Raw genomic sequence first — 12,529 nt, 5'->3', positions numbered from 1 at the left:
CTCCTTTTTTAGACACTACCATCTTACAAAGCCTCCCAGCCGTGCATAGTCTTCATCAAATACATCTCTACCTACCATTAACTCACCACCCCACAGGTAACCACCGTGCTTCAGGCTGGCTTTCAACGTTAAAGAATGGGCTCTTACATAATCATTTCGGCTGTAGCTCTCGTTTTGCAGAGTCTTGTAGTTAAGGTCAAAACGCGTACGAGAGGAATATTGCCAACCCACGAATAACTCATGGGCTTGGGCACCCACGCCATCACCCATTACGCGTTGCGTTGCTCCCCAGTGACCTAGCACAGTGCCTTCATTGGTCATACCGTCCAAGTAGATGGAATGCACGTACCAAGCATCCTGCCATTGCGAGAACTCATAGGTAAGGTCGAAGTCCTGCCACACGCGTGGGAAGTCAATCCCGCCACTAAGCGCAGCATTGCCGATACGCTTGTTTGACCCCTTAGCAGTATCCTCGCCGGCATACTCTAGGTAAATCGCGAATGGCACACTACCGCTGAAGTTTACTCGGGTGAACAGCGCAACCTGCTGGTTACCAAACTCATCATCCATCGACAAATCATCGCCACGGTTGTCGGTGCCCGATGGGTCGAAGAAGGCTTTAAAGATATCTTTGATGCTAGCGCCGCCGCGGGCGCCGCCGCCGTACTGCATCATACGGCTCAGACCTATACTTACGCCGTCAAATGGCTCTAATGAGAACTGCATTCCCGCGACATAGGGCTTACCGCTGGTAAAACCATCTTCGTAACGAATACGATCAGAGTGCGAAAGCTGGCCCCAGAACAGCTCATAGTTAAAACCCACACCCCATAAATCTATCGGTCTCACGTTAGAGAACGACACCGTTGCATAGGTTTCAGCCTGGGTGCTCAGCAGCATCGCCGAGCCGCGCATTGGCGAGATCCAATGCGGCTTGTAGCCGACATCGATTTGGAAGGTATCAAAGCCGACGCTGACAAAGCTGCCATCAGGGGTAAAGTTGGAATCCGAGGCGACCATTCCTAGATTGAACAGTATATTGTCATGGGCACGCCAGTAGCCACCGACACTGCCATGCCACCAGTCATCGGTGGTTTCGCCACGACGATTAAACAAGGTCATATCATCGTGATTGGAAACACTAAGCTCTGTTTCCGCCCATGCCACACCAGCGCGTGATTGGTAGCGAGCCAAGATATCTCTGACTTCAGCACACAGCCCTGCATCTCGCTCACAACCGATCTCCAAGGCATCTTCAACAGCACGAATTGCAATCGGCCGTTTCACAACCGGCACATCACTGATGAGTAAGAATCGTTCAACACTGCGCTCCATTTCAGGAGCAAGGTTAACAGGTAAGTAGGCACTGACCGGGCCCGCAAATACAGCGCCAGAATAGGCAAGCAATCCAGCTACAGGTATCCATGCTTTCATTGTTAGAGTTCGCTATGAGTTAGATCTAAGCCACGTGACTTCGCATCCTTGCTACGTGAACTAGGGTTTCCAGAGGAAATAAGGCTTCGAGTCTAAAGCAATTCTTGGCCTGAAACAAACCTGCAGCATCGAGTAATCCGCTGATTTTGGTTAAATATTATGTTCACTCTCGACGCTGTAATATGAGCATCTGTGTCAGGCATTGGTCTCTTCAAGCAAGCCTTGGAACACCACAAAGCAGAAGCACTCAGTAAGTAGTTTCGTTATAATCGCCGGCTTGAGCGGTATACAGATTAAAAAGCTAAAGAGTACTAATTTATGACTAGACACCTCTGGGTAGACGAAGGCGTATCAGTGAGCAAACGCGCTCAGGCATATCTGCAGGACCAGTTCGACCCTTTAGCCATCACCAAGATTGCGGTTATCCGCCACGCTGCCTTGGGTGATATGATTGCCGCCCGGCCGTTCTTCGTGGAGGCGCGCAAGTTCTTCCCGAATGCCAAGATCACCCTCTGTCTAGATGCCAAGAGCAAGCTAGGAGCACCGCTCGATTTGGTCGACGAAGTGTTTTACATCTACGGCGAGCAAGGCACCAAGAAAGTATCGGAGCGCTTCAACAATCTGCGCTCGTTGCCAGAACAGGATGTTCTGTTCGATCTGGCCGCGACCAATCGCTCTCATTTGCTAAGCATCTTCGCTAAAGCGAAACTCAAGCTGGCCTTCCCCAGGCGCGATATCACCCGCCCGGTCTACGACATCTGCCTAAAGCGTAGTGTCTATAAATATGAAACCGAAACCCTATTGGACCTGCTAGTGACCCTAGGGCATTTCCCACCGCATCGCCTCGACTTCGCGCTGCCGGAGTATCAAGGCAACACCAATACCATCGCCTTTTTCACCGGAGCTTCCACCCCAAGCAAGTGCTATCCGCTAGAACAATACAAGCAGGTGATTGGTGAACTGGCAGAGCGCTATCCATCGCTCAACTTCGTGTTGCTCGAAGGCATGAACCCTGAAGAGAAAAGAACAGGTTGGGAAGCGCTGTTAGAGCGTGAGAACGTAAGTGCTCAAGAGACTATGTCTATCGATGCGTTAACCGAGTTTATGGCAAACAAGTGTGACTTACTGATTTGTAACGATACCGGTGTGCGCAACATCGCCCTGGCGACCCACACGCCAACCTTGGGTCTGTTCTATTCGACCTTGCCGCAACGTTATTGGCCTAAGTATGAGCCGCACTTTGTTGCTTACAGTCCGGATAGATCGGTACCGTCGGTCGAATCAGTCGTAAGGGAAGCGACTAAAGCTATCGAAAGCCTTATCGACAGCTAGAAGAAGTCTTTTCGCGCAGCGAGTAGTTTGATAGCACTCGCTGCCATTGAGGTGCTAGCTTAGAGACTCTTTCTGAGGTTGAAGACCAGTCGCTGCAAGTCAGACTTTAACCTCAACCACTCGCGCTCAATCTTAGCAGCCAGTGTCCGTTCCTTGTAGCCAACCACCTGCTCTTTGATCTCAGACTCAAAGTCGGTTTCGTCATTAACGATACCCGGCACCAAGCCCTTGCACTCCACGCCATTAATCCAAAACTCGTCCATATAGTCATCGACAGGCTTGTACCAGCGGGCAGCATGGGTAAGGAACTTCTCTGCGGCAGAAGGGTGTAGCAGGTAAGCCCGGGTCGAGGCGGGCCCTTTTAGGTAACGCACCACGTCGCTACCGATGTCGTCCCAATGTTCAACCAGCACACGCTTACGATGGGTTGTTTCGTTCTCAAACAAGCGGACATAACCGTGCTTATTAGCCAAATCCGTCAAGTGAGGTAGGGCGCTGGCGAAGGTGTCTTTTAACTCGGCGTCATCTTCTACCACGACAATCGACTCGTTCAACTCAACGCAGCGTTGCCAAAGCAAGTAGTGACTAGCAAAACAACCAAGCTCTCCGGGTAGCAGCGGGATCCCACACAGCTTTTTGCGTAGCACAACATCTTGTCGCTCAAACAGCGGGTGAGGGTCCTTTCGTCCATCAATGGCATCAAAGAACTCAAAGCGGATACCTGCCTCGTTGAACTGACGTTGAATACTCTCACGCCGCGCCAACGAAGAAGCCAAGCTGATCACATAAACCTGAATCATCGCGCTATCCCGCATACCTCTTCATCAACGCACCGATCAGCGAGTTCGCGGAGAAGTCGCCATTTTTGTCGATCCCTTCCCGCCGGAAGATCTCATTCCAAAGATGTAATGAATAACTGTGCTCAAGAAAGCTCGCCATCTCCTTTCCATTCTCAGAAAAAATGGTTCTAGCGCAGGAATGATGGATGGGGTAGAAGTAATAAATCGGCTTGGCTGTCGCCAGTAAATCCTTATCTTTTAAGATCTTCGTGATGAGATCTGGGCCAATCTCACCAAAGCTAATATCAGAGAGCCCACTGCGTTTAATTTTGCGCACCAACTTACGCCGCTTTACCTTATTGGAGTCGTAGTCGCGAACGACATTAGGACGTGCGCAATAATCAAGGGCTTCGCGCAATACATCGGAATCCTTGCTCAGACGCAGCACCGCACCGTTAACGCTGCCATCATCTTGGAAACCAAACACTTCGCTCTCTTCGAAGTCGTAAGGCTTTAGGCATACCACATCAGTATCAACCCAAAACGATGAGGTGCTCTCCAGTAGCTTGAATCGAAATACATCAGAAAAAGCGCCTAAGCTACCCGAACGGTCGCGGAAAATCTCACGCTCAGGCAATATCTCATTAGCATCTTTAACGACAACGCCATCAGGCACATTGTCAATATCGTTGTAAGTGTACAGATGATAGGGATTGCCATGATGGACAAACGAACGCATAGAGAGCTGTTCGATCTTGGACAGTGACGGTCCAATCCATAGAGATTGTACGGTGTTTTTAGTCATTTCCGCTTCCCATCCACACTACATCAGGAAACTGCTTCTGAAGCGAGTACTCAAAGATAGCGCGGCACTTAAAGTAGCTGTTGCTGTAGAGATAGACCTTCTTGCCTAACATAGCAGCCCCGATCGCCACATGTAACCTATCGGTGTAGACCTCTTCGAACTTATTGATAAAGCTCAAAAATCTGAACGAGGTGTACTCCAGCTTCTCTGCCGAGTTAACCCCAAACTGCATAGAGTAAGAGACATCGATATTCACATCTGGAATCGATATTCCGCTCGCCTCTTGGTCATAGCGAAACGCATTCAAACGCTTCGGGTGACCCGCCTTTGCGGCCTTCTTACGGTATCGGAGATCATGGCGAAACGCGCGATATAGATACTTGCCACGCACGGTTCGCGAGCTCTTTCGACCAAACTGTTTACGTTGGCTAATAAACTTCTTAAAAACTTGGGGAAACTGTAACTCTTGTTGTTCAACGAAGGCTTTTGCGGGAATACAAAATGCCATATCAGGAACAAGATGAACCGCAACGCCTTGAGTGTGTTTTTGAACATGCTCGTAGGTGACTAGCTCCCTACAAAAAACGGTAGTTTCACTGCCAAGGCTGGCCAAGAACTCTTCCGAACCTTGCGTTGTCTGAGGCAGCATGACCAAATGCTTGGCATGCTGACGCATCCATGACAAGTTCTCGGCGTTGTGAGGATAGAAATCTGTCAGATAGCCACCACCCGCGTACACCACCACCTTGCCTTCAAGCACCGGGTCACGCGGAGACTCCACAAAGTGAAAGCGAATACCTTCACGTTCAAAGAAAGATAACGCGCCATAGCCAATTAACGCATCACCAGCGTTACCTTGGTTAGTCACATAATAAATCTCTTCACCGGCGAAGTTCTGCTTAAAAAAATCTGCTACGAGTTGAGCATCTGACATTAGTTACCGCCTTTAAGATTATTAATCATTGTTCGTTTCTTTTGCTTGAAGTACTTCGCTAGGGCTTTGGGCCAAACTGCTTGCTGGAGCAAACGTTCCAGCTGTTTTTCAAGCTGAGGATTGTTGCCGTTTCGAGCAAGCTCTTCGATGTTTTCTATTACAAAAGATCTGACGTTGTCATTTGTTACATCAGTAGTTCTTTTTAAACGCTTAAAGCTATACGAGTCAGGAAAAGTCTGACATTTCTCTAAGGCGCCATGGACTTGCAGATTGATCATGGTTCGCAAACACTTTTCGCAACGTCCACAATTATACAAGCTGCCGGGGTTCACGTAACAAACCCGCAAGTGACGCATGGCCACTTCAGAGCCTGCTATTAGTCCTATTTTGTTTACTCGAGTTGCTTCCGAGCCATCATGTACAAACTCAAGTGCCTCAGAGCTCCACAGCGGATCTAACAGAGGGTGTGAGCCCCAGGGAAACATGTCTCGGTAAGAGTGTGTAGATGGAATCAGGACTTTTGATAACTGACTAGATAGCAAGTGACCAATCGTCGCCAATACAGCCCCATGACCAAACTCGCCCCAAGCCACTTGTTCATCCATATAAGCACGAGCATCCGTTTCAACTTCAATGAGGTTTTTACCGAGCTCAGCTGCAATCGCCCGCAAGTTTGCCGACACCTTGTTCCGAAGATCAGTATTGTCGAGTGGAATATCCAGACCATGAACAAAAATGAGATCGGTAACCTCATCATTGTTTTTTAGAACACTGTAGAACGAGTCTGCCCCACCTGAGAAGAAGCAACCCACTCGGCGAGCTTGGCTACTACTGCGCTCTACTGCTTCAGATTCACAAGCCACGGGATTCAAACGAGAATCCCAACAGTGGTAGATGTCCTGCATTTGAGGCAAAGAACGCCGTAACTTGGCACTAACCTCCCCTGCAATATGCAAGGTTTGTCCACCTGCGTCGACCATTGCCGGTAGTAACCCATACGATAACAGCGCATCTGCACTGGGAGTAAGAGTGGTATCGCCAAGAGCTCTGAAAAATACTGAGCGGCTGCCGCCTGGTAAGTGCAGGTTTAACTCTAGGTACTTACCACCTTCACCCATATGTTCAAACTCACACTTACTCAATTTGCTCACTAAAAACTCCCAACTTCATCAGCGTACTCGCGCTCAAATAACTCTCACAAAACCCCAGGCTGAACAGTCTGATACCGCCTGCGCTACTCTCTAACAGCAGGTCCTCACCAACTCAACACCACTTTGCCACTCTCACCTGAACGCATCACATCAAAGCCTTTTTGGAAGTCATCGATTGCATAATGGTGGGTAATGATGGGAGAGACATCTAAGCCAGACTGGATAAGGCTGGCCATTTTATACCAAGTTTCGAACATTTCACGTCCGTATATCCCTTTTATCACCAAGCCCTTAAATATCACCTGATTCCAGTCCACCGCCATATCGCTCGGTGGGATACCTAGCATGGCGATTTTTCCTCCGTGATTCATGGTGTTAAGCATGGTGTTGAAGGCTGAAGGTACGCCCGACATCTCCAAGCCAACATCGAAGCCTTCAGTCATCTTAAGCTCAGCCATCACATCTTCGAGGCGCTCTTCGGCCACATTCACCGTGCGGGTAGCACCAAGTTTAGCAGCCAGCCCCAAGCGGTAAGGATTAACATCGGTAATCACTACATGACGCGCCCCAACGTGGCGAGCTATCGCCGCCGCCATAGCACCAATTGGCCCAGCTCCGGTGATAAGCACGTCTTCGCCGACCAAATCGAAGCTCAGGGCAGTGTGCACCGCATTACCGAGTGGGTCGAAGATAGCGGCCAAGTCGTCGCTGATCTCATCGGGTAGCTTGAAGGCGTTGACCGCAGGGATCACCAGATACTCGGCGAAGCTACCTTGACGGTTGACTCCAACACCTACGGTATTGCGGCACAAATGGGTGCGGCCACCTCGGCAATTACGGCAGTGGCCACAGGTGATATGGCCTTCGCCGGAGACGCGGTCTCCCACCTCAAAGCCACGTACCTCTTGGCCGATGGCCACGACTTCGCCGGCGTACTCATGACCAACCACCATAGGTACTGGAATGGTCTTCTGTGACCACTCGTCCCAGTTGTAGATATGCACGTCGGTACCGCAGATGGCGGTCTTGTTAATCTTGATCAGCAGATCGTTATGGCCAAGCTCAGGCATCGGCTCATCGGTCATCCAGATGCCCGGCTTCGCATGCAGTTTGGAAAGTGCCTTCATTAGATCACTCCCAGCTCTTTGCCCACTTCAATGAACGAGGCCACCGCATGACGGATTTGCTCCTCGCTGTGCGCCGCCGACATCTGAGTGCGGATCCGCGCCTGGCCTTTTGGCACCACCGGGAAGGAGAAACCAATCACGTAGATGCCACGGGCCAGCAAGGCATCAGCAAAGTCACTGGCCAGTTTGGCGTCGCCCAACATCACCGGGATGATGGCATGATCGGCGCCGGCCAAGGTAAACCCTGCCTCGCTCATCAGCTCGCGGAACAGCTTGGCGTTGCTCCACAAGCGCTCACGTAGCTCGCCGCTCTCACGCAGCAGGCGCAGGGTTTCCAGCGACGCGCTAACAATAGATGGTGCCAATGAGTTAGAAAACAGGTAAGGGCGCGAGCGCTGACGCAGCCAGTCAACCACCTCTTTCTTAGCCGAGGTGTAACCGCCCGAGGCGCCGCCCATAGCTTTGCCCAAGGTGCCGGTGATGATATCAACCCGCTCCATCACCTTGTGGTATTCATGGGTACCGCGCCCTTGTTCGCCAACAAAGCCCACCGCGTGGGAGTCATCCACCATTACAAGCGCGTTGTATTGCTCGGCTAAGTCACAGATACCCGGAAGATTGGCAATCACCCCGTCCATCGAGAACACACCATCGGTGGCAATCAACTTGTGACGCGCACCGGCTTCATCGGCGGCAATCAGGCAACGTTCCAGCTCTTGCAGGTCGTTGTTGGCGTAGCGAAAGCGCTTGGCCTTACACAGGCGTACACCGTCGATGATCGAGGCGTGGTTAAGGGCGTCGGAGATAATCGCATCTTCAGGGCCGAGTAAGGTTTCGAACAGACCCGCGTTGGCATCGAAGCAAGAAGAGTAAAGGATGGTGTCTTCCATTCCTAGAAAATCACTCAGCTCTTGCTCGAGCTGTTTGTGAATATCTTGGGTACCACAGATAAAGCGCACCGAGGCGACACCAAAGCCATGGCTGTCTAGGCCCTGTTTCGCGGCATCAATCAATCGAGGGTGGTTGGCCAAGCCCAAGTAATTGTTGGCACAAAAGTTCACCACCTGCTGCTCGGCAACCAAGATGGATGCCTGCTGTTGGGACTCGATTACACGTTCGTTCTTGTACAGGCCTTCCTGTTTAACCTGCTCAAGTTGTTGACGGATCTGGGAATAAAATAACTCAACCATGTGAAACCCTTCGATAAGTGGACATTACGATGCATTATAGTGCCACGACGGGTTAAAATCAGTGGATAAACCAGATCCAATGGGTATTTTATGGTGTTTTAGCCAAATGCCAGTTCACTGTAATGTTGCTCTAGGCGCTCACAGGTAGAGCGGGAGGTCTCAGTAAAGTAGGGACGCAGCAACACCAGCACCTGAAGCACGCCTTTGTAGAGGGTCGATTTATCGATTTCGCCTTTGTCCTTCTGCACGCTTTGATAAACGATCCAAGCGCCAACGATAAACTTCACCATATCGGCCAGCTCTTCCATGGTCTTGTCATCACCCGCTAAAAAGCGGCTATCGCGCAGCTGAACAAGAATCGCTCTTACCCACTCCACCAAGTCTTCCTGGATGGCGTGATAGCGTGCCTTCATCCCTTCATCACGCGCCAGCAACTCCGCCAGATTGGCGTAGAGGAAGCGAAACTGCCACATGATCTCAAAGCAGGCATCGAGATAAGCGGTCACTTGCTCCAACGTGAGCCGCTGGTCCGCTTGGGGGCGAAAACTGTCGCGCAGCTGCTGCTCATACTGGGCAAAGATGCTGCAGATGATCTCTTGCTTGTTGCTGAAGTGGTAGTAGAGATTCCCGGGGCTGATCCCCAGCTCCGCAGCAATGTGGTTGGTGGTCACGTTACGCTCGCCGAGGCGGTTAAACATATCGAGCGAAACCAATACAATTTTTTCTTTTGTCTTCATAGTTTACTGAACTTTTGAATGGCGCTTTTTCATTGATACCGACAATACCCTCTTAAATCTAGCGCTTCTTTACAGATCAGAGCTGTCGCAGTTTGCTATTGACTCCTCTGCGGCATAAAATCTCAGCACTTTCCCACCGGACAAAGGTAGCACCCATGATCATCGTCACTGGTGGCGCCGGCTTTATTGGCGCAAACATTGTTAAGCAGCTCAACGAGCAAGGTATTACTGACATCATCGTCGTCGACGACCTCAAGGATGGCACCAAATTCGTCAACTTGGTTGACCTGGAAATCGCAGACTATCTGGATAAAGACGACTTTATTGCCCGTATCGTGTCTGGCGAAGACTTCGGCCCGATCGAAGCGATGTTCCACGAAGGCGCTTGCTCAGCCACCACCGAGTGGGATGGCAAGTACATGATGGAGAACAACTACGAGTACTCCAAAGAGCTGCTGCACTACTGCCTGGAACGTGAGATTCCTTTCCTGTACGCCTCATCGGCCGCCACTTACGGCGACACCGAGGTGTTCAAGGAAGAAAAGCAGTACGAAGGCCCGCTTAACGTGTATGGCTACTCCAAGCTGCAGTTCGACAACTACGTACGTCGCCTATTGCCGGAGATCCGCTCGCAAGTGGTTGGCTTCCGTTACTTCAATGTGTACGGCCCACGAGAGCAGCACAAAGGCTCGATGGCCAGTGTTGCCTTCCACCTGAACAACCAAGTTAACGACGGCAAGAACCCACGCTTGTTCGAGGGTTATGACGGCTATGAAGATGGCGGGCAGATGCGCGACTTCGTCTACGTGGGCGACGTATGCAAGGTGAACCTGTGGTTCTGGAAACACCCTGAGATCAGCGGTATCTTCAACCTAGGTACCGGCCGCGCCGAACCGTTCCGCGCGGTGGCTGAAGCGGTCATCAAACACCACGGCAAAGGCGAGATTGAGTACATCCCCTTCCCAGACCATCTAAAAGGCTGCTACCAAAGCTTTACCCAAGCAGACTTGGGCAAGCTGCGCGATGCCGGTTACAGCGACGAGTTCAAAAGCGTTGCAGAAGGTGTTGCCGAGTACATGAGCTGGTTGAATAAATAATTATAAGGAAGGGGCTTAGCCCCTCATCTGAGCGCTGTATGAAAATCCTCGTAGTCGGTCCTTCCTGGGTGGGGGACATGGTTATGTCTCAGAGCCTGTATATGGCTCTAAAACAACATTACCCCGATGCCCAACTTGACGTGCTGGCCCCAGATTGGTGCCGGCCACTGCTAGAACGCATGCCGGAAGTCGACAACGCGCTCCGCATGCCGCTCGGTCATGGCGACCTCAAGCTAGGCGTGCGTCGCAAGCTTGGGCTGGAGCTGGCCAAACAAGGCTACGATTGGGCAATTACCCAGCCAAACTCGATGAAATCGGCGCTGGTCCCGTTCTTTGCCAAGATCCCACGCCGCACTGGCTGGAAGGGCGAGAGCCGCTACTGGGTACTGAACGATCGCCGCGACAACAAGCTCGATTTTCCCTTGATGGTGGAGCGCTATGTCTCGTTATCCTTCCCCGCGGAAGAGATGACCAACGCCACTAAGCTCCCCAGCTATCCGCACCCCAAGCTGTCAGCCGACATCGACAATCAGCAACAGCAGCTACGCCAGCTTAACCTCAAGCAGGACCGTCCTATTTTGGCAATGTGCCCCGGCGCTGAGTTTGGCCCGGCCAAACGTTGGCCTGAGCAGCACTATGCCGAGGTTGCGCGAGTGTGGATCGAGCAATACAACGGTCAGGTGTGGATATTCGGCTCCAACAAAGACGCTGCGGTGGCTGATGCTATCAAGGCGCATTTGGATGATGCCCAGCAAGCCCACTGTCGCAGTCTGGCAGGGCGCACCCAACTTGCTGATGCCATCGATCTGATGGCCTGTGCTAACTTGGCGATCTCTAATGATTCCGGCTTGATGCACATTGCAGCGGCCCTAGGGCTGCCGCTAATTGCAGTGTATGGCTCATCATCGCCCGAGTACACGCCACCACTCAGTGAGGTCACCGCCACCCTGCACACCGATATCGGCTGCCGACCGTGTTTTAAGAAGACCTGCCGCTTTGGCCACAACAAGTGCCTGACCGAGCTCTCCCCCTCGCACGCTATTTCCGCCATTGAGCTGCTGCTAGGCAAGCCTGCTTAGCCATTAGTAAACTAGGTGGTCATGTTTTGGCCACCTTGATCCTACCCTATAAACTTAGCAATAACTTTGGTTATAATCGCCCCGCAAATCCTAACCAAGGGCGACTAACCCAATGAAAATCTTTGTTATTAACTTAAGTCGTGCGACGGAACGCAGAGCCAGAATGCAGAGCACGTTCGAACAGATGGGATTGGAGTTTGAGTTCTTTGATGCGGTCGATGCATCGCTACCCATGGACCACGTGAGTGTCTACAACGACAAGAAACGGGTGCACCGCAAAGGTAGCGGTTTGGTCCCCGGTGAAGTGGGCTGCTTTGCCAGTCATTATCTGATGTGGAAGAAAGCCGTAGAGCTTAACGAGACGATCGTGGTGCTAGAAGATGACGCGGTACTCAGCGATGAGTTCAAAGACGTACTGGAAAACCACATCCCCCTCGATTTGCTGGAAAGGAACGGTTATCTGCGTTTGGGCAAAGGCACTACCAAGACGCCTAAACTTCACGTCCAAGACCGCGTTTACAAATACCTGAAATGGCCCGCCTCCGCCGCAGGCTACATCATTACTCCAGCTGGTGCCGAGCGCTTCTTGAAGCACACCGAGCACGAATGGGTAGACGCGGTAGATAACTACATGGATAAAGACTACCTGCACGGCAACTACAACCTAGGAATTGAACCTGAACTACTTGTTCAGAACGACCATGGGCACAGCTTTATACCGGGCCGCGAGCGCAAGAAGATCAGCCTGGGCCGACGACTGGTTAGAAACTACTACCGTGGCCGCGAGTTACTGATGACCCAGCTTGCCAACCTTAAGTTCCTGCTAGAGTATAAGCTGTTCAATCGCTAGATTTGCTTACGTGG

The 12,529-nt window shown here is 51.4% G+C and carries 12 protein-coding genes; 4 read left to right on the top strand and 8 right to left on the bottom strand.

Going from position 1 to position 12,529, the window contains the following annotated elements; translation table 11 throughout:
* Window positions 1-15 precede the first annotated feature (15 nt).
* Window positions 16-1,434 (bottom strand): capsule assembly Wzi family protein, encoded by a 1,419-nt coding sequence (locus G462_RS0105945; protein ID WP_084404953.1) that lies wholly within the window; start codon window positions 1,432-1,434, stop codon window positions 16-18.
* 318 nt (window positions 1,435-1,752) lie between these two features.
* On the opposite strand from G462_RS0105945, the gene G462_RS0105940 reads away from it, so the two are divergent.
* Window positions 1,753-2,766: a glycosyltransferase family 9 protein gene (locus G462_RS0105940; RefSeq protein WP_026958184.1), complete on the top strand. Its 1,014-nt coding sequence runs from the start codon at window positions 1,753-1,755 to the stop codon at window positions 2,764-2,766.
* A 59-nt stretch (window positions 2,767-2,825) separates the two neighbouring features.
* Here the strand turns inward: G462_RS0105940 and G462_RS0105935 are convergent, their stop codons facing one another.
* The 7 genes from G462_RS0105935 to G462_RS0105905 form a co-directional block, all read right to left on the bottom strand.
* Window positions 2,826-3,566: a glycosyltransferase family 25 protein gene (locus tag G462_RS0105935; RefSeq protein ID WP_026958183.1), complete on the bottom strand. Its 741-nt coding sequence runs from the start codon at window positions 3,564-3,566 to the stop codon at window positions 2,826-2,828.
* A gap of 4 nt (window positions 3,567-3,570) precedes the next feature.
* Window positions 3,571-4,350, bottom strand: coding sequence for a hypothetical protein (locus tag G462_RS0105930; protein WP_026958182.1), 780 nt, complete (start codon window positions 4,348-4,350; stop codon window positions 3,571-3,573).
* Window positions 4,343-5,284, bottom strand: a complete 942-nt coding sequence (locus G462_RS23810; protein ID WP_026958181.1) for a polysaccharide pyruvyl transferase family protein — start codon at window positions 5,282-5,284, stop codon at window positions 4,343-4,345. Before G462_RS23810 ends, G462_RS0105930 begins: the two co-directional genes overlap by 8 nt.
* Window positions 5,284-6,435 (bottom strand): hypothetical protein, encoded by a 1,152-nt coding sequence (locus G462_RS21850; RefSeq protein WP_051326560.1) that lies wholly within the window; start codon window positions 6,433-6,435, stop codon window positions 5,284-5,286. The genes G462_RS23810 and G462_RS21850 overlap by 1 nt, the downstream gene beginning before the upstream one ends.
* 104 nt (window positions 6,436-6,539) lie before the next feature.
* Entirely contained in the window at window positions 6,540-7,562 is a 1,023-nt protein-coding gene (gene tdh, locus G462_RS0105915; protein WP_026958180.1) for an L-threonine 3-dehydrogenase, read from the bottom strand.
* Window positions 7,562-8,752, bottom strand: a complete 1,191-nt coding sequence (locus G462_RS0105910; protein WP_026958179.1) for a glycine C-acetyltransferase — start codon at window positions 8,750-8,752, stop codon at window positions 7,562-7,564. The genes tdh and G462_RS0105910 overlap by 1 nt, the downstream gene beginning before the upstream one ends.
* 98 nt (window positions 8,753-8,850) lie before the next feature.
* The gene (locus G462_RS0105905; RefSeq protein WP_026958178.1) at window positions 8,851-9,489 is read right to left on the bottom strand and encodes a TetR/AcrR family transcriptional regulator; all 639 of its coding nucleotides are present in this window, start codon (window positions 9,487-9,489) and stop codon (window positions 8,851-8,853) included.
* A gap of 155 nt (window positions 9,490-9,644) precedes the next feature.
* Between G462_RS0105905 and rfaD the strand changes: the two genes are divergently transcribed.
* The 3 genes from rfaD (at window position 9,645) to G462_RS21845 (ending at window position 12,515) form a co-directional block, all read left to right on the top strand.
* Entirely contained in the window at window positions 9,645-10,586 is a 942-nt protein-coding gene (gene rfaD, locus G462_RS0105900) for an ADP-glyceromanno-heptose 6-epimerase (RefSeq protein ID WP_026958177.1), read from the top strand.
* Between the two features lie 38 nt (window positions 10,587-10,624).
* On the top strand, window positions 10,625-11,665 hold the full coding sequence (gene waaF, locus G462_RS0105895; protein WP_026958176.1) for a lipopolysaccharide heptosyltransferase II: 1,041 nt from the start codon (window positions 10,625-10,627) through the stop codon (window positions 11,663-11,665).
* Window positions 11,666-11,777: 112 nt separating this feature from the next.
* Window positions 11,778-12,515 (top strand): glycosyltransferase family 25 protein, encoded by a 738-nt coding sequence (locus tag G462_RS21845; protein WP_084404951.1) that lies wholly within the window; start codon window positions 11,778-11,780, stop codon window positions 12,513-12,515.
* The last annotated feature ends 14 nt before the right edge of the window (window positions 12,516-12,529 follow it).

This window comes from Aliagarivorans taiwanensis DSM 22990 (assembly GCF_000429505.1).
Lineage (GTDB): Bacteria > Pseudomonadota > Gammaproteobacteria > Enterobacterales > Celerinatantimonadaceae > Aliagarivorans > Aliagarivorans taiwanensis.
Note: the sequence above shows the minus strand (reverse complement) of the source record. Positions and strands in the feature narration are given on the sequence as shown.

Bases quoted from the DNA above. Each gene is read 5' to 3' on its own strand.
- G462_RS0105945 (WP_084404953.1), bottom strand. From the start codon at position 1,434: ATGAAAGCATGGATACCTGTAGCTGGATTGCTTGCCTATTCTGGCGCT.
- G462_RS0105940 (WP_026958184.1), top strand. From the start codon at position 1,753: ATGACTAGACACCTCTGGGTAGACGAAGGCGTATCAGTGAGCAAACGC.
- G462_RS0105935 (WP_026958183.1), bottom strand. From the start codon at position 3,566: ATGATTCAGGTTTATGTGATCAGCTTGGCTTCTTCGTTGGCGCGGCGT.
- G462_RS0105930 (WP_026958182.1), bottom strand. From the start codon at position 4,350: ATGACTAAAAACACCGTACAATCTCTATGGATTGGACCGTCACTGTCC.
- G462_RS23810 (WP_026958181.1), bottom strand. From the start codon at position 5,284: ATGTCAGATGCTCAACTCGTAGCAGATTTTTTTAAGCAGAACTTCGCC.
- tdh (WP_026958180.1), bottom strand. From the start codon at position 7,562: ATGAAGGCACTTTCCAAACTGCATGCGAAGCCGGGCATCTGGATGACC.
- G462_RS0105910 (WP_026958179.1), bottom strand. From the start codon at position 8,752: ATGGTTGAGTTATTTTATTCCCAGATCCGTCAACAACTTGAGCAGGTT.
- G462_RS0105905 (WP_026958178.1), bottom strand. From the start codon at position 9,489: ATGAAGACAAAAGAAAAAATTGTATTGGTTTCGCTCGATATGTTTAAC.
- rfaD (WP_026958177.1), top strand. From the start codon at position 9,645: ATGATCATCGTCACTGGTGGCGCCGGCTTTATTGGCGCAAACATTGTT.
- waaF (WP_026958176.1), top strand. From the start codon at position 10,625: ATGAAAATCCTCGTAGTCGGTCCTTCCTGGGTGGGGGACATGGTTATG.
- G462_RS21845 (WP_084404951.1), top strand. From the start codon at position 11,778: ATGAAAATCTTTGTTATTAACTTAAGTCGTGCGACGGAACGCAGAGCC.